This is a genomic window from Roseibium sp. ROS1 (assembly GCF_054658215.1).
Window position 1 is genome coordinate 162662 of the sequence record NZ_BAAGIG010000003.1, and the last position, 23373, is coordinate 186034.

The window sequence follows — 23373 nt, forward strand, 5'->3', positions numbered from 1 at the left end:
TGACGGTCCTCCTCAGCATGAGGGCTCCCATAGAGGCTTGCTCTCACAGCAGCAGGTGCGAAACCGAAGGGGCGTAGAGCGCATCGACGGCGGCGGCCGTCGCACCGAGGGCGACCGCTGTTGCACCGGACGTACCGATGCGGATCCTGTCTTCTTCAAGCGAACCGTCGAGACGGCGAGGAAGCGGGGAGGCACTGTCGAGCAGCGCCTGGAGGAAGTCCGGACAAATGATGCCACCCAGGATCAGCGCTTCCGGGTCGAGCATCATCTCGATCATGTTGATCATCTGGCGCATGAGCGGCGCGACTTCGGCTATCCAGCCGAGGACTGCGGGATCTCCTTCGGCGAACAAGGCTTCAATCCGCCCAACGGAGCCTGGTTCCGTCGGCTCAAGGCCAAGCCTTTCGCACAGCGCGTTGAGTGACAGATACCGCTCCAGGCAGCCGGCGTTGCCGCAGGAACAGGCCGGGCCTGTCGGGTCGATCACTACGTGCCCGATTTCGCCGGCGTTTTTCGTCGCGCCCGGATAGAGCGCCCCGTTCAGGACGAAGCCGGCGCCAAGCCCCATGCCGAACTGGATGAAGGCAAAGCTGTTGAAGCTGCGGCCGATCCCGTAAACATGCTCGCCCAGCGCGGCGGCCGACGCATCGTTCTGAAGAACCACTGGCAAGCCGATCGCCGACTGAAGCTGCGCGAGATTTTCCGGCGAGCCGAAATCCGAAAATGTGGTGGCATCGGTGCCGCTGGAGGTCTGCGATCCGGTTTCAAAAGGGCCGGGAGCGGCAAGACCGACGCCGAACAGACACTTGGCCATACCGGGATGCGCCGCGCGGAACTCTTCTGCCATCGACAGGATCCAGCTGTTGGCTGCCTCGGGCGTGGCAGCGGCCATGGGCGCGGCCGATTGCCAGACGATGCTGCCCAGAAGATCGCAGGCAATCGCCGTCACTGACAGACGATCGACATGAAACCCGAGACTGTAGGCATGATCGGGTTTGAGCTGCACCGTCATGCCAGGATGGCCGCGGCCCCTGGCCTTCTGGGCGTGCATCTCGACAATGCCGCGGCTTTCCAGCTCACCGACGATGTTCTGCACCGTCTGGCGGGAAAGCGACGTGATTTCAGATATTTCCGTGCGACCGATCGGACCGCGCGTGCGGATGACTTCCAGCACCACGCGGTGATTATGCGTCTTGGCGCGGGTCAGGTTTGTGCCGCTGGTCCGGAAGGATGCGGGGATCGGAGCACTGTCGTTCATGGCGCCAATAGACCAGAAATTATTTTTTCTATCAATTTGACAAAATAAAAAAACCGAACATAGGATGCTTTGCCTACACAAAAACCGGAGGGCGAGATGAACACGTTTGGAAAGATGATTTTGGGGTCCGCCTTCGCGACCCTGGCCATGACCACGACGGCATTGGCCGACACCACACTGAATGCACTTTTCATGAGCCAGGCGGCTTACAGCGAAGACGACATCAAGTCGATGACCGCCAAGTTCGAGGAAGCAAATCCCGGCGTCACGGTTGCACTCGAATTCGTTCCCTATGAAGCCCTGCACGACAAGATCATTGCAGCGGCAGGTGCGGGCGATGACGGGTATGACGTTGTCCTGTTCGACGTGATCTGGCCGGCCGAATTCGCAACGCGCGGCTTCCTGCAGGATGTCACCGACCGCATTCCGGCCGACTATACCGACAAGGTTTTCGATGGTGCCTGGACGACGGTCGAATATGACGGCAAGCGCTATGGCATGCCCTGGATCCTCGACACGAAATACCTCTTCTACAATGCCGACATGCTGGCAGAGGCTGGCATTTCCGCCCCGCCCAAGACCTGGGCCGAGCTGGCGGAACAGGCCAAGCAGATCAAGGACAAGGGCATTGTCGAATATCCGCTGGTCTGGAGCTGGTCCCAGTCCGAGGCGATGATCTGCGACTTTACCACCCTGACGGCGGCCAATGACGGCGCGTTCTTCGATGAAGGCCAGCCGGCCTTTACCGCCGGCGGTGCCAAGGATGCCGTTTCCTTCATGAAGGCAACGCTGGACGAAGGCCTGAGCAACCCGTCTTCACGCGAATATTTCGAAGAAGACGTCCGCCGGGTGTTCTCCAACGGCGAAGCGGCGTTCGCCCTCAACTGGACCTACATGAATGCCCTGGCCAACGATCCGAAGGAAAGCAAGGTCGCCGGCAAGGTGAAGGTAGCTCCGGCACCAGGTGTCGAAGGCAAGTCAACCGCGTCCAGCGTCAACGGTTCCATGGGTCTCGGCATTCCGGCCAACAGCCCGCATGCGGATGAAGCCTGGGCCTATATCTCCTTCCTGACCCAGAAGGACGTTCAGGACAACTATGCCAAGCTCAGCCTGCCGATCTGGAAGGCGTCCTATTCCGAACCGAAGGTGATCGAAGGTCAGGAAGACCTGATCGCGGCGGCAAAAGAATCCATCGCTGTCATGTATCCGCGTCCGCTGGTGCCGTCCTACACCGAAGTCTCCGACATTCTCCAGAAGAACATCCATCAGGTCCTGCTCGGCCAGGCAAGCGTGGATGACGCGCTGGAAGCTGCCGCAGACCGCGTCAAGCGCATCCGCTAAGTTTGCGACTGACGGGAGACTGACCATGCTTGGCCGACGCCAGAAACGTGAAAAATGGATCCTTCTGGCGCCGGCCCTGGCTTTGCTTGCGCTGGTCACGCTGATACCGCTTGCCAACACACTGTGGCTGAGCTTCACCGACACGCGCATTTCCGCTCTTCCCGAGCCGGTACATTTCATCGGCCTGGAAAACTACGTCTACGCGCTTACCGACCCGGATTTTCAGGACGCCCTCTTCAGGACGCTTTACTTCACCATCGTCTCGGTGGGTCTGGAAGGCATTCTCGGTGTCGCGGTTGCCGTGCTGCTCAACCAGGAATTCCGCGGCCGGACGCTGCTTCGGGCTCTGATCATCCTGCCCTGGGCGGTGCCGACCATCGTCAACGCCGTTGCCTGGCGCTTGATCTATCACCCTGATTATGGCGCGCTGAACTCCCTGCTGTTCCAGCTGGGCCTCATTTCCGATTACCGGAGCTGGATCGGCGATCCGGCGACCGCCATGAACATGGTCATCCTGGCAGATGTCTGGAAGAACTTTCCACTGGTTGCCTATGTGGCACTGGCCGCCCTGCAGACAGTGCCCGGTGACCTCAACAAGGCGGCAGCCATCGAAGGTGCCGGGCCCTGGAAACGGTTCCGCTCGATCAGCCTGCCCTGGATCGCCGGTCCATTGATGGTCGTCATGGTGCTGCGAACCATCGAGGCCTTCCGCGTCTTCGACATCATCTACGTGATGACCGGCGGCGGCCCCGCGGACAGCACCAAGACCGCGAGCTTTTACGTCTACCAGGAATATTTCAACTACCTCAGAAGCGGCAGCGGGGCCTCCTATGCGGTGCTGGTCGCCGGCATCAGTGCCGTTCTGATCGTGTTCTATTATTCCGCGACCAAACGGCAGACGGCGGGAGGCGCGGCATGAAACGCTCGCTCGTTCAATCCATCCTGCTTTATGGCTGCGCCCTGTTGCTGGCAGCCTTCACAACAGGCCCGCTGCTCTGGCTTGCCGTCATGAGCATCAGCGCGCCGACCGACCTGACAGAGGTGCCGCTGCGCTGGATCCCCTCCGAACTTGACTTCAGCCGCTACACGAGCCTGCTCAGCCTTGAAGGCGGCAACGGCGAGCGATTTTTGAGCGCACTCCGGAATTCCCTCCTGACAGCGGGCGGGGCAACCGTCATCGCGCTTCTGCTGGCCATTCCGGCTGCCTATGCCTTTTCCAGAAGACAGGCGTCGATGGTCCTGTTGTTCGCCTTTCTCGCAACGATCATGATGCCGCCGATCACCTATGTGCTGCCGCTCTATTCGACCTTCAGCAGCTTCGGCATGCTGAACCACACGGTGACGCTGATCATCGTCTATACGGCCATGCTGCTGCCTTTCGCCACCTGGCTGATGAAGGCCAATATCGACGTGCTGCCGGTGGAAGTGGAGCAGGCTGCCTTCATGGAAGGTGCCGGAACCGCCTACACCATCCGGCAGGTGGTGCTGCCACTGGCCCTTCCGGCCATTGCCGCCACCGCCATGCTGTCCTTCCTGGTGGCCTGGGACGAGTTCTTCTACGCCCTGATCTTCACCAACGATCTCAGCGCGAAGACCCTGCCTGTGGCGATCGCGGATTTCTCCGCCGGACGCGTTACCGACTACGGCGTCATCGCCTCGGTTGGCGTTCTGGCGACATTGCCGCCAGCCATCCTCGCCATCGCCTTCCAGAAATTCATCGTCTCCGGACTGGTCGCCGGATCCGTCAAGGGCTGACCTCAGCAGGAGACCGACAAGGAATGAACGCCGCAATGCCGCAAGACCCCATCCTCCAAATCAGCCGCCTGCAGAAGAGATACGGGGACGTGAATGTCCTCAAGGACATCGATATCTCCATGGCGCCCGGTGAGTTTCTTGTCCTGGTCGGACCGTCCGGTTGCGGCAAGTCGACCCTGCTGAGCTGCATTTCCGGACTGACCGACATTTCCTCCGGCACCATCCGTATTGCCGGCAAGGACCGCACCAACGACGAACCGGCCGACCGGGATATCGCCATGGTGTTCCAGTCCTATGCCCTGTTCCCCAACATGAGCGTGGAACGCAACATCGGCTTCGGCCTTGAAGTCCGAAAGGTCGAAGAGGCCGAGAAGAAACGAAAGGTGGCCGAGGTCGCGGATCTTCTGAAGATCGAACACCTGCTGCACCGCCGCCCGGCGGAACTTTCCGGCGGACAGCGCCAGCGTGTCGCCATGGGCCGGGCCCTTGTGCGCGAACCCAAGCTGTTCCTGTTCGACGAACCGCTGTCCAATCTCGATGCCAAGCTGCGCGTGACCATGCGCACGGAAATCAAGCGCATCCATCAGACAACAGGCGCGTCCATCGTCTACGTCACCCATGACCAGATCGAAGCCATGACGCTGGCCAGCCGGATCGTGGTGATGAAAGACGGCGTGGTCCAGCAGATCGGCACGCCGCAGGAGATCTACAACAAGCCGGTGAATGCCTTTGTCGCGGACTTCATGGGCGCACCGTCCATGAACCTGATGACCGGCACCGCTACACGCGAGGGTGACCATCTCCGGCTGCAGATCCCGACGCCGGAAGGACCGCCGCTGGAACTGTTCGACTATGGTCCCGGGCCGGAAACGTTGTCCGCCGGCGGCACGGCAGAGCTCACCATCGGCCTTCGCCCGGAGGCGATGACGGATCTTGGCTTGCGGTCCGGTGGCATCGACGGCCGCAGCCTGCAAAGCGCCGATTGCCTTCTGGACGTGGTCGAACCGGCCGGCGCCGACACCTATGCGGTCATTCAACTTGGTGGAACGGAAGCCGTTGCCCGGCTGTCGGCGGATGCGCCGGTCATCGCCGGTCAGCGCGTCCCGATCGCTTTCGACCTTTCCAAGATTTCCTATTTCGACATTGCATCGGGTAACCGCCTATGAGCATTCAACGAGGCCTTGCCGCCGACATCGGTGGCACCAACACCCGGCTGGCGCTGGTCGAGAACGGCCGCGTTCTGGAAAACACCATCGCGCGGTTCCGCAATGCGGATTTCGAAACACCGGAAGCGGCCATCGGCACCTATCTTTCGGAAGCCGGGCGACCGGCCTGTGCTTCTGCCGTCATCGCCATCGCAGCCCCCATCGATGGCCCCGCGATCCGCATGACAAACCATCCCTGGACCTTCAGTGCCGACTGCATCGGCAAGGTTCTGGGCGGAGCGAACATTACCTTCCTGAACGATTTCGAGGCGCTCGCCTATTCGCTGGACAAGGTCCCAACGGAGCGGCTTCAGCCCGTCTATGAACCAAGCCTGAAACTGCGCAGCAACGCCACGCGCCTCGTCGTCGGTGCGGGAACCGGTTTCAATGCTGCCGCGCTGTTTCAGACACCTGCCGGATTTCATGTCGGCACCGGTGAATGCGGCCACTCGACATTGCCGGTCGAAACCGAAGACGAACTTCGGCTCTGGAACTACCTCGCTCTCAACCGCGGACGCGCCTCCGTCGAACGGGCGCTGTCGGGAAGCGGCCTCAAGGAAATTCACGAGTGGTATTGCCTGGAGCAGGGCCTGTCGCCGCGCGACCTGTCACCGGCTGAGATAGCGGAGCGCGCCAATTCCGGGTCCGATCCGCTTTGTGTTTCCGCTGCCCGGCAATGGGTGACATTTCTTGGCCGGGTCATTGGCGACCTCTCGCTGGTGTTCCTGTCCCTTGGCGGCATCGTGCTGACAGGCGGCGTCACCCGAAGCCTGGCGAGGTTCCTGGCAGAACCGGAATTCATCAATGCCTTTTGCGCGAAGGGCCGCCAGCAAAAGCTGGTTTCCGGCATTCCGGTTCATCTGCTTGATGACGATTTCGCAGCTCTGGCGGGGTGTGCGTCGCGCATGTAAACGACACCACACGATCAGGAACTCAGCCCCAGCTCCTCGATCACGGTTTGGACTGCCAGCCGGAAGACCTGTTCCTCCCCGCCTGGCTGGGTGTCCGGACGGGTCATCAGGCCGACAGGCCCCTTGGTCATGTCGGTGTCGAACGGCAGGCGGACCAGGTGACCGTCGGCGGTTTCGTTTTGCACCACGCCGGACGAAATGATCCAGACCGCGTCGGTCCGGCGGGTATAGACCCTGCCGAAAGCACCCGAGACCGTTTCGATCTTGTTCGGGATCTCGCCGACCCCGTTGGCGATCATGAAGCGCTCGACCAGAGGCCGGATCGCCGCGCCTTCCGGCGGATAGAGCACGGGCCATTCGACAATACGCTTGATGTCCGGTCTTTCCAGTAGCGGGTGCCCGACCCGGACGATTACATCGACCCGCTCGGAATAAAGCTGGGTGAAGGAAACGCCTTCCATGGAAACCGGCCTGCCGAGCCGGCCGATCACCAGGTCGAGTTCACCCATCTTCAGCCGTTCGATCAGGTAGCCGTGCGGGCCGTCCATGATCTGGACCATGACATGAGGTGCCAGTTCGGAAAACTCCTTGATGACCGGGGGCATGAAGCTGGCCGCGACACTCGGCAGAACGCCCACCTTCAAGGTCGCACGGGCGTGTTCGCCTTCCTTCTCGACCCCGTCCAGGCCTTGCTGCAGGCTCGCCAGAGAGATCTGCGCGAAATGCAGAAACACCTTGCCCTGTTTGGTCAGCGCGATGCCGGCCCGGTTTCGTGTCATCAGGCTGGCGCCGATGATATCTTCCAGTTCCTTGAGCGTTTTGGAGATCGCCGGCTGGGTGAGATTCAACTTGTCGGCAGCCAGTTTCAGGCTGCGTTCCTGCGCAATCTCCACGAAGCACTGGATGTGCCGGAACTTGATGCGTCGGTCGATCATTTAATTTCTCATTTTGGAAAGAAAGAAGCCGAATATCTCATTTTACTTCCCAATTTTGATCATTCAATATCAATTCAACAAGGGAGGATCGGATGCGAACTCAGGTTGTCATTGTCGGCGGTGGACCGTCCGGCCTGCTGCTCGGGCAGCTTCTTCATCTGAAGGGCATCGAGACCATCATTCTGGAGCGCAAGACGCGTGAATATGTGCTTGGCCGCATCAGGGCCGGCATTCTGGAAACGGGTCTCGTCAACATGATGCGCGAGGCAGGTGTGGCCGAGCGGATGGACAAGGAATGCTTCGTCCATGACGGCACCTGCATCTCGTACGAAAACGAGATGTTCGACATCAACTTCCAGAAGCTGATCGGCCAGAATGTCGTCGTCTACGGCCAGACGGAAGTCACGCGTGATCTTTATGACGCCCGCGATGCGGTTGGCGGTCAGACGATTTTCGAGGTCGAGGGGGTCGAAATCCGCGATGCGGACACGGACGCGCCCTATGTCACCTTTACCGTGGACGGCAGCGCGCGGCGCATCGACTGCGATTTCGTGGCGGGCTGCGACGGGTTCCACGGCGTCAGCCGCAAGACCATTCCCGACACCGTGCGCAAGGACTACGAGAAGGTGTTTCCCTTCGGCTGGCTGGGCGTTCTTTCCGAAACGCCGCCGGTGCATGAAGAACTGATCTATGCCAATTCGGCACGCGGCTTCGCGCTTTGCTCCATGCGTAACGAAAACCTGTCGCGCTACTACGTCCAGTGCAATGTCAGCGACGACATTTTCGAATGGACCGACGAGAAGTTCTGGGACGAACTGAGACGCCGGCTACCGGAAGCGGTTGCCGACAAGCTGGTGACCGGACCCTCTATCGAGAAATCCATTGCCCCACTCAGGTCCTTCGTGTGCGAGCCGATGCGCTGGGGCCGTCTGTTCCTGTGCGGCGATGCCGCCCATATCGTGCCGCCAACCGGCGCCAAGGGCCTCAACACCGCTGCCTCCGACGTGCATTACCTCTATGAGGGTCTGGTGCATTACTATCAGGACAAGGACAGCCACGGCATCGATACTTATTCGGAGAAAGCCCTGGCTCGGATCTGGAAAGCGGAGCGTTTCAGCTGGGCGACCACCAACATGCTGCACCGGTTCCCGGACCAGTCGGATTTCGATCTGAAGATGCAGCGGGCGGAAATCGAGTCTCTGCATCACAATGAAACCGCGCAGAAGTGGTTTGCGCAGAACTATGTGGGACTGCCCTACTGATGAAGATCGCGCGTCTGCCTTCTGCCGACATTCACTGGCGCCAAGATGGCGACCCGGACGGCACTCCTGTCGTCTTCGCCAATTCGCTCGGCACGGAATTGCGGCTCTGGGACAAGGTCATCGACCTTCTGCCGGAAACAGGCCTCCGGCTGATCCGCTTCGACAAGCGCGGTCACGGGCTGTCCTCCTGTCCCGAGAGCCCCTACTCCATGGACGATCTCGCCAGCGACACGCAACAGCTGCTCGATCATCTTCAGATCGGCTCCTGTGTTTTTGTCGGGCTTTCCATCGGCGGTATGATCGGTCAGCTCCTTTCGCACCGGCAGCCGGAACGCATCAAGGGTCTGGTACTGTCCAACACCGGCGCGAAAATGGGCGAAGCCGCCATGTGGCAAGACCGGATTGCCCGGATCCGTGCAGGCGGCATCGAGAGCCTTGCCGATGCCATTCTGGAGCGCTGGTTTTCGGAAGATTTCCGCCAGACGGCCGAATGCCTGGCCTGGCGCCACATGCTGGTTCGCACCCCAACAGAGGGTTACATCGGCTGCTGCGAAGCAATAGCCGGTGCAGATCTGACGGACAGCACGTCCGGGCTTCGCCTGCCTGTGCTGGGCATCGGCGGCAGCGAGGACCTCGCCAGCCCACCGGCCATGGTGCGCGGCACGGCGGACCTCATCGCCGGCAGCCGCTACGTTGAAATTTCCGGTGCGGGTCATCTGCCCTGCGTCGAAAAGCCGGATGTCTTTGCCGGCCATCTCGTGACTTTCCTGAAGGAGGACCTCCATGTCTGAGCGTTTTGAAACCGGCATGAAGGTCAGGCGATCCGTGCTTGGCGATGAACATGTCGACCGGGCGGAAGCCGCCAAGACTCCACTTGACGAACCATTCCAGACCCTGATCACCGAGGGTGCCTGGGGCACGGTTTGGGCGTCGGACGGCATCAGTCCGCGGGAGCGTTCGATGCTGACGCTCGCCCTTCTGGCGGCGCTCGGCAATTTCGAGGAGATTGCCATGCATATCCGGGCAACCGCCCGCACCGGCGCCAGCAAGCAGGACGTGCTCGAGGCGTTTCAGCATGTGGCGGTCTATGCGGGCGTGCCACGTGCCAACCAGGCGCTCAAGATCGCCAAGGAAACTTACGCCGAAATGGAACGCAGCGGCCAGAAGCTGACCGCGACAGGCGGTTAACGGAGGAAAATCGATGTTGAAACCCGGACCTTTCTATCAGCGGGACCGCGAGTGGCATCCGCCGGCACATACGCCGGACTACAAGACCAGCGTGTCGCGCTCGCCGCAATATTCGATGATCAGCCTGGAAAACAACGTCAGCGAGATCACCGGGCCGACCTTCGGCCATAACGATATCGACCCGCTCGACAAGGACCTGATCTACAACTACGCGAAGGCGGGTGAAAGCGCGATCGGCGAGCGGATCATCCTGCATGGCCGGGTGCTGGACGAGAACGCGAAGCCGATCCCGAACACCCTGGTGGAGATCTGGCAGGCCAATGCGGGCGGACGCTACCGGCACAAGAAGGACACCTATCTTGCGCCCATCGACCCGAATTTCGGCGGCTGCGGCCGCACCCTGACCGACGAGAACGGCTACTACTATTTCCGCACGATCAAACCGGGCGCCTACCCCTGGCGGAACTGGGTGAACAACTGGCGGCCGGCCCATATCCACATGTCTATCTTCGGCACTGCCTTCTGTCAGCGCCTGATCACCCAATGCTACTTCGAGGGCGATCCGCTCATTCCGAAATGCCCGATCGTGAACACCATTCCCGATCCGGCGGCCATCGAGCAACTGGTCGCCAAGCTCGACCTCAATGCCACCATCCCGCTGGACACGATCGCCTACAAGTTCGACATCGTCCTGCGCGGACGCCGCTCGACCCTGTTTGAAAACCGGCCGGAGGGGAACTGATCATGACGCAGCAACTCGACTATCTGAAGGAAACGCCTTCCCAGACGGCCGGACCTTACGTTCATATCGGCCTCGCGCCAGGCGCCGCCGGTTTCGACATCTATCGGCAGGAACTGGGCTGGGATATCGCAGGCCCCAATGCCAAGGGTGAGCGCATTCGTGTGGAAGGTGTCGTCATCGATGGCATGGGCTCGCCGATCAAGGACGTGATGCTGGAAACCTGGCAGGCCAACAGCGAGGGCATTTACACCCATCCTGAACATGCCGGCGACGTGGAAGACGGGTTTCGCGGCTGGGGCCGTGTCATCACCGATTTCGACACCGGCGAATGGGGGTTCGACACGGTCAAGCCAGGCCCGGTCAAGCTGCCGGACGGCAAGGTTTCCGCGCCCCATATCAGCCTCTGGATCGTCGCACGCGGCATCAATGTCGGGCTTCAGACCCGCCTTTACTTCGAGGACGAGACCGAAGCCAACGCGGCCGACCCGGTGATCAACCTGATCGAATGGGAAAAGCGCCGCCAGACCCTGATCGCCCGGAAGACCGAGCGCGACGGCAAGACGGTCTATCGTTTCGAGGTCAAGCTGCAAGGCCCGGACGAAACGGTGTTCTTCGATATCTGAGAAGGCACAAACCACTCTTCCTCATCCTGAGGAGCTTGGCCAAGCCAAGCGTCTCGAAGGATGGGCGGCGCACTCAAAGTATGCGGCCCATCCTTCGAGACAGCGCTTAAGCGCTTCCTCAGGATGAGGGAGGCTTATGCAACGATCGCCGCTCCTTGTTGGGAAAGGCGCACGCGAAACCGGAGCGGCGTGAAACATGTCCAAGCCCTGCATCATCTGCGTCGCGATTACCGGATCGCTGCCGAAGAAGGAAAACAATCCGGCGGTGCCGATCACCGTTACGGAGCAGGTGGAAAGCACGCAGGCTGCCTTCGAGGCCGGTGCAACCATCGTCCACGCCCATGTGCGCAACGACGATGAGACGCCATCCTCGGATCCGGAGAAGTTCGCGCGGCTCAAGGAAGAGCTGGAAAAACACTGCCCGGGCATGATCATCCAGTTTTCGACCGGAGGCCGTTCGGGTGCCGGGAAGGAACGCGGCGGCATGATTGCCCTTCAGCCCGACATGGCGTCGCTGTCCGTCGGCTCCAACAATTTTCCGACCCGGGTCTATGAGAACCCGCCGGATCTGGTCGACTGGCTTGCCAGCGAGATGCGCACCCATCATGTGAAACCGGAGATCGAGGCGTTCGACCTGAGCCACATTCATCAGGCGGCTGCCATGAACCGCGACGGGCGTATTCCCGGCAAGCTTTATGTGCAGTTCGTCATGGGCGTGAAGAATGCCATGCCGGTCGACCGGGATGTCTTCGACTATTACATAAAGACCGTTGAACGGCTGGTACCGGACGCCGAATGGTGTGCCGCCGGGATCGGTCAACACCAGTTCCCCCTCAACGAGTGGTGCATTTCCTCAGGCGGGCATACCCGCACCGGCCTGGAAGACAACATCCGCCTCAACCGGGACACGCTTGCCCCTTCCAATGCGGCGCTTGTAAAACGGGCGGCGGATCTTTGCGAGAAATATGAGCGTCCCGTCGCGACCTGGCAGCAGGCGCGCGAGATCCTGGGTCTGCCGCTGAAGGCGGCTTGACCCGCCTTTCCACTTGGCTCTCAATAAGGGCCCATCCAGAGACCCTGCCGAGCCATGCCTCTTTCTCTATTTTCCAGCCAGATCCATTCCTCCCTCTTTGCTGACGGTGACCTGACCAAGCTTCTCGCTGATGGCAGCGATGTCGCGCATATGATCGCCTTCGAGCGCGCCCTTGCCACCGTACAGGGGCGCCTGGAGATCATTCCGGCGCAGGCCGCGCGGGAGATATCAGAGAAGCTCGCCGACGCTAAGATCGAGCCCGCAAACCTTGCGGCCGGTACAAGATCCGCCGGCGTGCCCGTTCCAGCGCTTGTGGCGGAACTGCGCAAGCAGCTCAGCGCCGACGCCGGGGCCTGGCTGCACTGGGGCGCGACCAGTCAGGACGTGATCGACACGGCGCTGGTCCTTCAGGCGAAGGTGGCGCTGGAGATCCTGGGCGCTCGACTGGAAAAACTGGTCGATACGCTGGAACGGCAGAGCGAGCGCCATGCGGATCAGCTCATGGCGGGGCGTACGCGCAGCCAGGTTTCGACACCGATCACCCTCGGCTACCGGATCGCGCAATGGGCGCATCCGCTGATAGATGCAGAAAATGCCCTGCCCGCGCTCAGGTCCGCCGTGCTGCGCGTCCAGTTTGGCGGCGCCTCAGGCATCAACAGCGCAATCGCTCCGGATGGAACCGCAGTCTCGGCGGCGCTCGCACTGGAACTCGGCCTTGAAGACAGCCCGTCGTGGCACGTCAACCGGACGCCCATTCTGGCGCTTGCGGGCTGGCTGCAACAGGTCACCTCCGCCCTTGCGAAGATGGCTGGAGACCTGGCGCTTTCCGGCCGCACGGACATTGCGGAAGTTTCCAGCGGGACCGGTGGCGGATCCTCGACCATGCCGCAAAAGGCGAACCCGGTGCAGGCCGAGACCATTCAGGTGCTCAACAGCATTGCGATTGCCGCCCAGGCCGGGCTTGCCGCTGCCGCCAGCCCCCTTGAGGAGCGCGACGGGACAGCGTGGCCGCTGGAATGGCATTTCCTGCCACAAATGCTGCTGGCCGCAGGCGCTGCGCTGGTTCACGCAGAAGAGCTTGCCACCAGCCTGCAGGCGCACGAGGCCAACCTCGCCGCTACACTGGCCTCAAACCCGGAAATCATGGCCGAAACCGCCAGTTTCGTTCTCGCCCGGAACGGCGTTTCCCGCGCTGAGGCAAAGGATCTTGTCGCGGCAGCTGCAAACGACCCGGCCCCCTTTGCCGAAGCCCTTGCAAGGATTTCGCCGGTCAGCCTTGACTGGCAGAAGGAACTGGACCCGCACCAGGTCGTCGCACCGGCAAGGGACATGTCGGACCGGATCTTTCAGACCCGCCGCAAAGGCTGAACAGGGTCACGCCTAGCCCGCCACATCCGCGTTGCTGATCACGAAATCCACGAAATGGCGGATCTTGGGGTCCTGCAGGCGCCTGTGCGGATAGAGGCAGCCGAAGATGGTGGGTGGAGGCGGCGTGTCCTTCAGGATCTCCACCAGACGGCCGCTTTCCAGGTGCTGGGCAACATCGAACCTCGGCTTGTTGACGATGCCATATCCTGACAAGGCCCAGTCGGTGAGAACGTCGCCATGGTCGGCATCCATCTTGCCGGAGACCTGAAGCTTGCGCGGCCCGGCCGGTGTCTGAAGAACCCAGTAATATTCGGGTGAGCGCGGGTAGCGCAGCAGCAGGCAATTGTGCTCATCGCTCAGGAGATCGTCCGGCGTTTGCGGTGTGCCGTGCTTTTTCAGATAGTCCGGCGCCGCGCAGAGCACTCGGGGGCAATCGGAAATCTTGCGGAGCTTCAGGTTGGAATCCTGCGGGGTGCCGATGAAAAAGGCGACGTCCAGCCCGTCGGACAGGATGTCGACCTTGCGGTCCGACAGGCGCATATGCACTTCCGTTGCCGGGAATTTTTCAACGAAACGCGGCACCAGCGGGGCGATGATGCGCCGGCCGGCACCAAGCGGTGCCGTGACCCGGATGACCCCGCGCGGCGTATCGGAAAAGCTGGCGACCGCGGCTTCCGCGTCTTCGATGGATTCCAGCGCCTTCACCGCATAATCGTAGAACACCTTGCCGACCTCGGTCGGCGTGAGGGACCTTGTGGTGCGGTTGAAGAGCCGCACGCCGAGATGCTTTTCCAGCTCCTTTATGCGCTTGCTGGCAACCGCCGGTGTCAGGCGCAAGTCGCGTCCGCCGGATGTGATGCTGCCCAGTTCGACCACGCGGGTGAAGACGCGCAGGGATTCCAGATAGGACATGGCCTCTTGCCTCGGATTTGAATTCTCGTGCGATTACAGGACGCTCGTTCTCATGATCGACTTTGGTCGCATTTCCCGAGCCACAGTATCGCACGGCCATTTTCAATGATCTGTTGAAAGAATTTCCGGAATCACCGGATTTTTTGCAAGTGTCCTGAAGCGTACCGTCCTCGGCTGAGAGAAGACTTTGCCCGAGGACGCGATGACCCACCGCACAGAAATCCGGTTTCTGCTGAACGGCGCCGACGTGATTGTCACGGATGCGCCTGCCGACAAGACCCTGCTCGACTACCTGCGCCTGGAACGCCGGCTGACGGGCTCCAAGGAAGGCTGTGCGGAAGGCGACTGCGGGGCCTGCACGGTGTTGGTCGGCCGGCTGGCCGGCGGCGTTCTGAAATATGAGACCGTCAATGCCTGCATCCGGTTTCTCGCGTCGCTTGATGGATGCCACGTGGTCACCATCGAGCATCTGCGGGGAGAAAACGGTGGTCTGCATCCGATCCAGCAGGCGATGGTCGATTTCCACGGCAGCCAGTGCGGCTTCTGCACCCCAGGCTTCGTCATGTCGCTCTACGCGCTGTGGATGGGCAATCCGGAACCGACAGAAACGGAAGTCGAAAGCGCGATCCAGGGCAATCTCTGCCGCTGCACCGGCTACCAGCCGATCATAGCCGCCGCCATGGCCGCCAACCGCTACGGCTCGCCGGCACAGGATTTCCTGGAAACGGAACGGGCAACCATCACCGAACGTTTGACAGCGCTTTCCGACGGCCGCCGTGTCGTCACCGGCCCTGACGACAACCAGGCGATCCTTCCGGCGGATGTCGCCGACTTCGCAGCCGTTCTGGAAGACTTTCCGCAGGCGACCATCGTTGCGGGTTCCACCGATGTCGGTCTCTGGGTCACCAAGTTCATGCGCCCCATCGGCCCGGCCGTCTTCATCAGCCACCTTCAAGAGCTGAAATCGGTCACCTTGAGCGACACAGCGCTGGAGATCGGTGCAGGCGTCACCTACTCGGAAGCGCAGGAGACCATCTGCGAGATTTTCCCGCATCTGAAAAGCTACTGGGACCGGATCGCCGGCCAACAGGTGCGCAACATGGGCACCATCGGCGGCAACATCGCCAATGGATCGCCGATCGGCGATACGCCGCCCGTGCTGATCGCGCTCGGGGCCCAAATCGTTCTGCGCAAGGGAGCCACGCAGCGCAGCCTGCCACTGGAGCAGTTCTTCATCGAATACGGCAAACAGGACCGGGCGCCCTCCGAATTCGTCGAGAGCATCCTGATCCCGCGACCCCGTTCCGGCCAGTTTCACGCTGCCTACAAGATTTCCAAGCGCCGGGACGAGGATATCTCGTCTGTCGCCGCCGGTTTCTGCGTGACCGTTTCCGAAGGCCGCATCACCGATTGCCGCCTGGCATTTGGCGGCATGGCCGGCACGCCGAAGCGAGCCGCCAAAGCAGAAGCCGCGCTGCGCGGCCAGCCCTGGGGGGAAGCTGCGTTCCTGGCTGCCGGCAAGGCGCTGGAAGCCGATTTCACACCGCTTTCCGACTGGCGCGCCTCGGCCGAGTACCGGGCGACTGCCGCGCGCAACCTGCTGCAGCGCTTCTTCCTGACCCATGACGAAACGACCACGGAAGCGGTCGATCTGCTGTCTGCTTGAGTTTTGAGGCGAACCACATGAAACACGACATCATCACGGACGCCAAGAAGTCGATCAGCGGCGCTGTCCATACCGACCGCCGCCACGACAGTGCGGAAAAACACGTCACCGGCCGGGCAGAATATTGCGACGACATTGCCGAACCGCAGGGCACCCTTCATGCCTATCTCGGCACGTCCACGGTTGCCCACGGCCTGATCAAGTCAATGGATCTGGAGGCGGTTCTGGCAGCTCCCGGTGTCATCGGTGTGCTGACTGCGGCCGACGTTCCGGGCTGCAACGACATCAGCCCCACGGGCCAGAACGACGAACCGGTGTTTCCGGTCGACAAGACGGAATTCCATGGTCAGCCGCTGTTTGCCGTCATCGCAACAAGCCGCGACGCTGCCCGGCGGGCCACCGAACTGGCAAAGATCGACTATGAGGTCCTGCCGCATGCGCTTGATACCGTCCGTGCGATAGATGCCGGCTATCCGCATGTCACCGCGCCGCTGAAGCTGGAACGCGGCGAGATCGCCCCTGCCTTCGACAGCGCGAAGAACCGCATCCAGGGCCGGATGACGATCGGCGGCCAGGACCACATGTACCTGGAAGGCCAGATTGCCTTTGCCATTCCGGGTGAGGACGACGACGTCGCTGTCCACTGTTCGACCCAGCACCCGAGCGAGGCGCAGCACATGGTTGCCCATGTGCTCGGCGTGCCGTCGAACGCGGTCACGGTCAACGTCCGCCGTATGGGCGGTGGCTTCGGCGGCAAGGAAAGCCAGATGAACCTCTTCTGCGCGGTGGCTGCCATCGCCGCGAAGAAGTGGAACTGCCCGGTAAAGATCCGCCCGGACCGCGACCAGGACATGACCGCCACCGGCAAGCGGCACGACTTCGTGGTCGACTACGACGTTGCTTTCGACGACAGCGGCCGGATCGAGGCTGTCGACGGCACCTTCGCGGCCCGTTGCGGATATTCCTCGGACCTTTCCGGGCCGGTCACCGACCGCGCGCTGTTCCACGCGGACAATGCCTATTTCTATCCGAATGTCCGGCTCACCAGCCGGCCGATGAAAACCAACACGGTCTCGAACACTGCTTTCCGAGGGTTCGGCGGGCCGCAGGGCGTGGTTGCCGCCGAACGCATGATCGAGGAGATCGCCTATGCGCTCGGCAAGGACCCGTTGGAGATCCGCAAGGCCAATTTCTATGGCGACCGCAACGACGGCCGTCTCCTCACCCCCTATCACCAGGAGGTCGAGGACAACATCTTGCCGCGCTTGATCGGAGAACTCGAAAGCTCCTCTGACTACCAGGCCCGCCGTGAGGCGATCCTGCAGCACAATGCCCGTTCCTCCATATTAAAACGGGGTATTACGCTGACACCGGTCAAGTTCGGCATTTCTTTTACAGCCACCTGGTACAACCAGGCCGGTGCGCTGATCCACATCTACAATGACGGATCGATCCACCTGAATCATGGCGGCACCGAGATGGGTCAGGGCCTGAACACCAAGGTGGCCCAGGTCGTGGCAGATGCCTTCCAGGTGGATTTCGAGCGCATCAAGATCACCAAGACGACGACCGAAAAGGTGCCGAACACATCGGCGACCGCCGCCTCATCGGGCTCCGACCTCAACGGCATGGCTGCCTTGAACGCAGCCGAACAGCTGAAGGAACGTCTGGTCGCCTTTGCCGCCGAGCGCTGGAACACCGAACCGGAAACCATCCGCTTCCATAACAACATGGTCGAGATCGGGTCCGAACTGGTGTCCTTCAATGATCTTGTCCGCCAGGCCTATATGGCCCGTGTGCACCTGTCGGCCGCCGGCTTCTACAAGACGCCGAAGATCCACTGGGACCGCGCCGCCGGAAAAGGCCGCCCGTTCTACTATTTCGCCTATGGCGCATCCTGCTCGGAAGTTTCCGTCGACACGCTCACCGGTGAATACCGGGTGGAGCGGACCGATATCCTGCATGACGTCGGCAAGTCGCTGAACCCGATCCTCGACAAGGGGCAGGTGGAAGGTGCCTTCATTCAGGGCATGGGCTGGCTGACGACGGAAGAACTGTGGTGGGACCAGGCCGGACGCCTCAGGACCCACGCGCCGTCGACCTACAAGATCCCGCTCGCTTCCGACCGGCCACGCCAGTTCACCGTGAAGCTTGCCGAATGGTCGGAAAACAAGGAACGCACCATCAAGCGCTCCAAGGCCGTGGGCGAACCGCCCTTCATGCTGGGGGTTTCCGTCTTCGAGGCGCTTTCCATGGCCGTTGCCAGTGTCGCCGATTACCGCGAATGCCCGCGCCTTGATGCCCCGGCAACGCCGGAGCGGGTGCTGATGGCCATCGAGCGGCTGAAAACCCGGGAGTAAATCATGACTATGCGCTCCAGCCAGACCGAAAGCTTCTTCGGCTCAGCCCACCCGATCGTCCGTGTCGTGCTGACGCGGGTTCGAGGATCGTCCCCCCGGGAAGCCGGCACGGAGATGTTCGTTGCCCCGAACAGCCTCTTCGGCACCATCGGCGGCGGCCAACTGGAGCACATCGTCATTACCCAGGCCCGTTCCATGCTGGCCGACGGCACGCTTTCCTCCAGGCTCGACTTGCCGCTCGGCCCGGAAATCGGCCAGTGCTGCGGCGGACGGGTGGAAATATCACTTGCACGCATGCGCAAAGCCGAACGGCAGGCAGTCATCAGCCGCCTGCGGGACGAGGACGATGCGCTGCCGCATGTCTATGTCATGGGCGCGGGACATGTCGGCCGGGCGATTGCCAACCTGCTGCAGCATGCGCCGGTGCACTGCGTACTGATCGACATGCGCAAGGAAGAGCTGGCGCAATGCCAGGCGCGTGTCGACATGCGCCTGCGGGCCATTCCGGAAGTCGAAATCTACAATGCGCCCGCGGGCAGCGCCTTTATCGTGCTGACCCATGACCACGGCCTGGACTTCCTGCTGACGTCGGCCGCGCTGGAGATCGGCCATGCGTCCTACGTCGGCATGATCGGGTCGGCCACAAAACGCGCCAAGCTGCGCTCCTGGTGCAACAGCCATTGCAATGGCCTTTCCATCGACCAGCTGACCTGCCCGATCGGCGCAACCGCCAGCCGGGACAAGCGCCCCGAGATCATCGCCGCTTTTGTCGCCGCAGAAGTCCTGACCGCCCTGACCTCGGGCGCAAGAGCTGCCGGCGATACGGAGGAGGCTGCGCTGCTGGAGGCCGCGCAGTGAAACAACGGCTGCCCTGTCCTTTGGGAGATGGAACAGGACGGCTGTCTTACCCTGAAAGGAGACCCGACATGCGGGTTGGGAGGAACGACTACACTTTGTTTTCGAGGGGGGATTTCAGCGCCTTCTGGGCCCTGTTCACCGACAACCTCGTAAACCTCATGGTCCTGGCAGGCATCTGCCAGTTCGTATTCCAGATGCCGGCGGACATTGTCTACGGCAAGATCGTGCCGGGTGCCGCCATCGCGATCCTGGCCGGTGTCGCCGCCTATGTCCTGCTGGCCAAACGCGCCGCCGCACAGCATGGCCGGGACGTGACCGCGCTGCCTTACGGCATTTCGACACCGGTGATGTTCGTTTATCTCTTCGGCGTCATCGGACCGATCTACTGGGCGACCAACGATCCGGTTCTGGCCTGGCAGGTCGGCATCGGCGCGGGCTTCATGGGCGGCATCGTCGCAGCCCTCGGTGCGCTTGTCGGCCCCTGGCTGAAAAAGGTGACCCCGCGTGCGGGCATGCTCGGCACCTTGTGCGGCATCGCCCTGGTGTTCATCGGCACCGTGCCGCTGGCAACGGTGTTCGAGAACCCGTTCATTGGCTTTGCCTCGATGATCATCATCCTGTGGGGCCTCGTTGGCCGGTTCCGCCTGCCGTTCAACATTCCGGCCGGCCTGTTGGCCCTGATGGTCGGCACCGGGGTCGCGCTGGCCACCGGTCAATCGACGATCAGCTTCGAGGGCGTCGGCTTCTATCCGCCCGTTCCCTACCTTGGCGACCTGATGGCCGGGATCCAGCATCTGTTCAACCATCCGGAGCTGTTCCTGGTTCTGGTGCCGGTGCAGATCTACAATTTCATCGAAACGATGAACAACGTGGAGAGCGCGGAAGCCGCAGGCGACCATTATCCGGTGGCAACCTGCCAGATTACCGACGGTGTCGGCACCATGATCGGCGCGCTGTTCGGTTCGCCCTTCCCGACGACCGCCTATATCGGCCATCCGGCCTACAAGCGCATGGGTGCTCATGCAGGTTACGTGATCGGCGTCGGCGCGGTCATTCCGCTGGCTGCCTTTTTCGGATTGCTTGCCTTCCTGAACAACCTGATCCCGGTGGCCGCTGCCGCCCCCGTTCTGGTGTTCGTCGCGCTCAGCCTGATCACCAACACCGCCCATGCGGTGCGCACGGACCATATGGCCGCCGTCACCATCGCGATGATGCCGCATGTCTCCAGCTTCCTCATCATCAAGTGGGGCTCGCTGATCGGCGCGCTCGGCGCGACCGGCGCCACAGGCATGCTGGCCCTTGGCGATCCGAAACTGACCGCAGCGCTGCTGCAGCAGGGCGCCCATTACGAAGGTCACCTCGCCCTCAGCCAGGGGGCCATCCTGACGGGTCTGATCTGGGGCGCCATCGTTGCCAGTGTCATTGACGGCAAGTTCCGCAATGCCGGCGGCTTCGCCTTTGCCGCCTTTGCCATGGCTTCCGTCGGGATCATCCATTCCGCAACGCTTCACTGGCCGGAATTTACCACCGTCAGCCTCGGCTACCTGATCGCCGCCGCCTTCCTGTTCATCTACCCGATCTTCCACCGTGAAGACGCGGCAGAGCCGGAAGCCGAGCCGATTGCCACTGCCCAGGTCAGCCCGGGCGAATGAACCAGACCTAAAACCACTTCGGGGCGGATCTTCCGCCCCGAACTCCGACAAACGGGACCTTTCTCGATGCCTTCCGACCGTCTCTTGCTTCGTGGCCGCCTGCTGACTTTTTCTGCAGAGCCACAATCCCCGGATGACACCTCCGCCTTCGATTACATCGAGGATGGTGCGCTTCTGATCGAAAACGGCCTCATCCTGCGGCGTGGCAGCTATTGCGAAGTGGTTGCCGGGGCGGGTGATGCGGAAATCATCGATCACCGGCCGAAACTGCTGATGGCGGGGTTCATCGATACCCATATCCATTTTCCGCAGGTGCAGATCGTCGCCTCCTGGGGGGCACAGCTTCTCGACTGGCTGAACACCTACACGTTCCCCGAAGAAACCCGCTTTGCGGATGAAGGCCATGCTGCCGCCATGGCCTGCCGCTTCTTCGACCTGCTGACCGACCATGGCACCACGACGGCCGTTGCCTATTGTTCGGTCCACAAGGCCTCGGCGGAGGCCTATTTCGAGGAAGCCGAGCAGCGCAACATGCGGATGATCGGCGGCAAGGTGCTGATGGACCGCAACGCCCCGGACGGGCTGCGCGACACGCCGCAATCCGGCTACGACGACACGAAGGGCCTGATCGCCAAATGGCATGGACGAGGGCGTGCGAGCTACGCCATTACGCCGCGCTTCGCGATCACCTCAACTCCGGAACAGATGGAGATCGCCGGCGCGCTGGTTGCCGAACATCCGGACTGCTTCGTCCAGACCCATCTGTCGGAAAACAAAAACGAGATCGCCTATACGCTGGAGCTTTACCCGGAAGCCCGCGACTATCTCGATGTCTACCAGCGCTACGGCCTCCTGTCGGACAAGATGCTGCTCGGCCACTCGATCCACCTGGAACAGCGCGAGATTGATACGCTGGCCGAAACCGGCGCCCGGCCGGTGTTCTGCCCGACGTCGAACCTCTTCCTCGGCAGCGGTCTTTTCGATGATGCAGGCTTGCGCTCGAAGGGCATCGTCAACGCCATTGCCACCGACATCGGCGCCGGCACCAGCTATTCCATGCTGCAGACACTGAACGAGGGTTACAAGATCCTGCAGCTGCAGGACCAGAAACTGCATCCCTTCCGCGCCTTCCACTGGATCACCCGCGGCAATGCCGTCGCGCTCGGCCTGGAAGACAGGATCGGCACCCTGGACGAAGGCACGGAAGCGGACATCGTGGTGCTGGACAGCCGTGCGACCGAGGCAATGGCTCTGCGCATGGAGCGGGCGTCGACCCTTGCGGAAGAGCTTTTCGTTCTGCAGATGCTGGGCGACGACCGGGCCATAGATGAGGTCTATGTCGCCGGCAAACCGCAGAAGGGCAAGGCACCAGCGGTACCGCAGCCCGCGCCAGCAAGGACACGCAAAACGCCTGCTGCCCGAGAAAGGGACCTCGTCCTGTCCTGACCTGAGAACCTGGCCGCGAACTTCGACGTCACCCCGGGCGAGCATCGCGAGACCCGGGATGACCTCCAGCGGAAGAGAAAAGATAACGGCAAGGGCTTCTTCTCCGGCTCAGCAAAAAATCGGCTTTTGATGCCGTTCCGCGCACACGGACTTGCCAATTCATGGCCAAATAAGTGTATCAATGCACACCGTGTTGCTGGGAGGGATTCGTGGCGAAAGATATTGTTTTATATGACTACTGGCGGTCCTCGGCGAGCTATCGCGTGCGCATTGCGCTCAATCTGCTGAAGCTCGATGTTGACTACCGGCCGGTGAACCTTCTGACCCGCGCCCATCTGGAAGATGACTATCTCGCTCTCAACCCTCAGGGCCTGTTGCCCGCGCTGATCGTTGACGGCAAGACGCTGACCCAGTCGCTGGCCATCATCGAATATCTGCATGCGACCACACCCGGTTCGACCTTGATGCCGGACGATGTCGACGGCCAGTACCGGGTGCGTCAGCTCTCCTATGCCATTGCCATGGAAATCCACCCGGTCTGCAATCTCGGCATTGTTGGTCATGTGGCGGAGCTGACCGGCGGTGGCGATGATGCCAAGAAAGCCTGGATGCAGCGCTTTATCGGCAAGGGCCTTGCCGCCTTCGAAAACCTTCTGGATGACAACGGTCCGTTCTGCCACGGCGAAACGCCGAGCATGGCCGACTGCTGCCTGATGCCTCAGCTCTACAACGCAAATCGCTGGGGTGTGGATGTTTCCGGATTTCCGAAAATTCTGCGTGCTGCAGCTGCCGCCGAAGCCCTCGACGCGTTCAAGGACGCCCACCCGGATGCCATCGGCGCGCCGCCCGCCTGATAAA

General features: G+C 61.7%; 21 protein-coding genes. 18 read left to right on the forward strand and 3 right to left on the reverse strand.

Annotated features, from left to right (window positions below; genetic code table 11):
- Positions 1-43: 43 nt before the first annotated feature.
- Positions 44-1258, reverse strand: a complete 1215-nt coding sequence (locus ACYQ6M_RS16920; RefSeq protein ID WP_460074710.1) for an ROK family transcriptional regulator — start codon at positions 1256-1258, stop codon at positions 44-46.
- 96 nt (positions 1259-1354) lie between these two features.
- Here ACYQ6M_RS16920 and ACYQ6M_RS16925 point away from each other — a divergent pair, with 96 nt between their 5' ends.
- Genes ACYQ6M_RS16925 through ACYQ6M_RS16945 form a run of 5 tightly spaced genes read left to right on the forward strand, consistent with a single transcriptional unit; the run spans position 1355 to position 6470 of the window.
- Positions 1355-2599 carry an extracellular solute-binding protein gene (locus ACYQ6M_RS16925; RefSeq protein WP_209170181.1) on the forward strand — a complete coding sequence of 415 codons (1245 nt, stop codon included), beginning with the start codon at positions 1355-1357 and terminating at the stop codon, positions 2597-2599.
- A gap of 25 nt (positions 2600-2624) precedes the next feature.
- Positions 2625-3518: a carbohydrate ABC transporter permease gene (locus ACYQ6M_RS16930; RefSeq protein WP_460074711.1), complete on the forward strand. Its 894-nt coding sequence runs from the start codon at positions 2625-2627 to the stop codon at positions 3516-3518.
- A complete protein-coding gene (locus tag ACYQ6M_RS16935) occupies positions 3515-4354 on the forward strand; it encodes a carbohydrate ABC transporter permease (protein WP_055656877.1) in 840 nt (279 codons plus the stop codon). The genes ACYQ6M_RS16930 and ACYQ6M_RS16935 overlap by 4 nt, the downstream gene beginning before the upstream one ends.
- Before the next feature lie 23 nt (positions 4355-4377).
- Positions 4378-5520, forward strand: coding sequence for an ABC transporter ATP-binding protein (locus tag ACYQ6M_RS16940; protein WP_296603496.1), 1143 nt, complete (start codon positions 4378-4380; stop codon positions 5518-5520).
- Positions 5517-6470: a glucokinase gene (locus ACYQ6M_RS16945; protein WP_206908303.1), complete on the forward strand. Its 954-nt coding sequence runs from the start codon at positions 5517-5519 to the stop codon at positions 6468-6470. Before ACYQ6M_RS16940 ends, ACYQ6M_RS16945 begins: the two co-directional genes overlap by 4 nt.
- Before the next feature lie 14 nt (positions 6471-6484).
- Here ACYQ6M_RS16945 and pcaQ read toward each other — a convergent pair whose 3' ends face one another.
- Positions 6485-7405 carry a pca operon transcription factor PcaQ gene (gene pcaQ / locus ACYQ6M_RS16950; protein ID WP_460074712.1) on the reverse strand — a complete coding sequence of 307 codons (921 nt, stop codon included), beginning with the start codon at positions 7403-7405 and terminating at the stop codon, positions 6485-6487.
- Between the two features lie 92 nt (positions 7406-7497).
- On the opposite strand from pcaQ, the gene pobA reads away from it, so the two are divergent.
- The 7 genes from pobA (at position 7498) to ACYQ6M_RS16985 (ending at position 13621) form a co-directional block, all read left to right on the forward strand.
- Positions 7498-8667, forward strand: coding sequence for a 4-hydroxybenzoate 3-monooxygenase (pobA, locus tag ACYQ6M_RS16955; protein ID WP_022999296.1), 1170 nt, complete (start codon positions 7498-7500; stop codon positions 8665-8667).
- Complete coding sequence (gene pcaD / locus ACYQ6M_RS16960) at positions 8667-9458, forward strand: 3-oxoadipate enol-lactonase (protein WP_460074713.1); 792 nt, start codon at positions 8667-8669, stop codon at positions 9456-9458. Before pobA ends, pcaD begins: the two co-directional genes overlap by 1 nt.
- The gene (pcaC, locus tag ACYQ6M_RS16965; protein ID WP_022999298.1) at positions 9451-9855 is read left to right on the forward strand and encodes a 4-carboxymuconolactone decarboxylase; all 405 of its coding nucleotides are present in this window, start codon (positions 9451-9453) and stop codon (positions 9853-9855) included. The genes pcaD and pcaC overlap by 8 nt, the downstream gene beginning before the upstream one ends.
- 13 nt (positions 9856-9868) lie before the next feature.
- A complete protein-coding gene (gene pcaH / locus ACYQ6M_RS16970; RefSeq protein WP_055656871.1) occupies positions 9869-10597 on the forward strand; it encodes a protocatechuate 3,4-dioxygenase subunit beta in 729 nt (242 codons plus the stop codon).
- Between the two features lie 2 nt (positions 10598-10599).
- Entirely contained in the window at positions 10600-11220 is a 621-nt protein-coding gene (gene pcaG / locus ACYQ6M_RS16975) for a protocatechuate 3,4-dioxygenase subunit alpha (RefSeq protein WP_460074714.1), read from the forward strand.
- Positions 11221-11416: 196 nt separating this feature from the next.
- A complete protein-coding gene (locus ACYQ6M_RS16980) occupies positions 11417-12253 on the forward strand; it encodes a beta-keto acid cleavage family enzyme (RefSeq protein ID WP_460074715.1) in 837 nt (278 codons plus the stop codon).
- Between the two features lie 54 nt (positions 12254-12307).
- A complete protein-coding gene (locus ACYQ6M_RS16985; protein WP_460074716.1) occupies positions 12308-13621 on the forward strand; it encodes a lyase family protein in 1314 nt (437 codons plus the stop codon).
- A gap of 12 nt (positions 13622-13633) precedes the next feature.
- On the opposite strand, the gene ACYQ6M_RS16990 is transcribed toward ACYQ6M_RS16985, so the two are convergent.
- Positions 13634-14533 carry a LysR family transcriptional regulator gene (locus ACYQ6M_RS16990; RefSeq protein WP_460074717.1) on the reverse strand — a complete coding sequence of 300 codons (900 nt, stop codon included), beginning with the start codon at positions 14531-14533 and terminating at the stop codon, positions 13634-13636.
- A 202-nt stretch (positions 14534-14735) separates the two neighbouring features.
- Between ACYQ6M_RS16990 and xdhA the strand changes: the two genes are divergently transcribed.
- The 6 genes from xdhA (at position 14736) to maiA (ending at position 23369) form a co-directional block, all read left to right on the forward strand.
- Positions 14736-16199, forward strand: coding sequence for a xanthine dehydrogenase small subunit (gene xdhA, locus ACYQ6M_RS16995; protein ID WP_460074718.1), 1464 nt, complete (start codon positions 14736-14738; stop codon positions 16197-16199).
- Between the two features lie 17 nt (positions 16200-16216).
- A complete protein-coding gene (gene xdhB / locus ACYQ6M_RS17000; protein WP_460074719.1) occupies positions 16217-18559 on the forward strand; it encodes a xanthine dehydrogenase molybdopterin binding subunit in 2343 nt (780 codons plus the stop codon).
- Between the two features lie 3 nt (positions 18560-18562).
- The gene (gene xdhC / locus ACYQ6M_RS17005) at positions 18563-19417 is read left to right on the forward strand and encodes a xanthine dehydrogenase accessory protein XdhC (RefSeq protein ID WP_031268759.1); all 855 of its coding nucleotides are present in this window, start codon (positions 18563-18565) and stop codon (positions 19415-19417) included.
- 68 nt (positions 19418-19485) lie between these two features.
- On the forward strand, positions 19486-21069 hold the full coding sequence (locus ACYQ6M_RS17010; protein ID WP_031268760.1) for a permease family protein: 1584 nt from the start codon (positions 19486-19488) through the stop codon (positions 21067-21069).
- A 66-nt stretch (positions 21070-21135) separates the two neighbouring features.
- A complete protein-coding gene (gene guaD / locus ACYQ6M_RS17015) occupies positions 21136-22515 on the forward strand; it encodes a guanine deaminase (RefSeq protein WP_460074720.1) in 1380 nt (459 codons plus the stop codon).
- A gap of 209 nt (positions 22516-22724) precedes the next feature.
- Positions 22725-23369 carry a maleylacetoacetate isomerase gene (maiA, locus tag ACYQ6M_RS17020; protein WP_055656853.1) on the forward strand — a complete coding sequence of 215 codons (645 nt, stop codon included), beginning with the start codon at positions 22725-22727 and terminating at the stop codon, positions 23367-23369.
- The last annotated feature ends 4 nt before the right edge of the window (positions 23370-23373 follow it).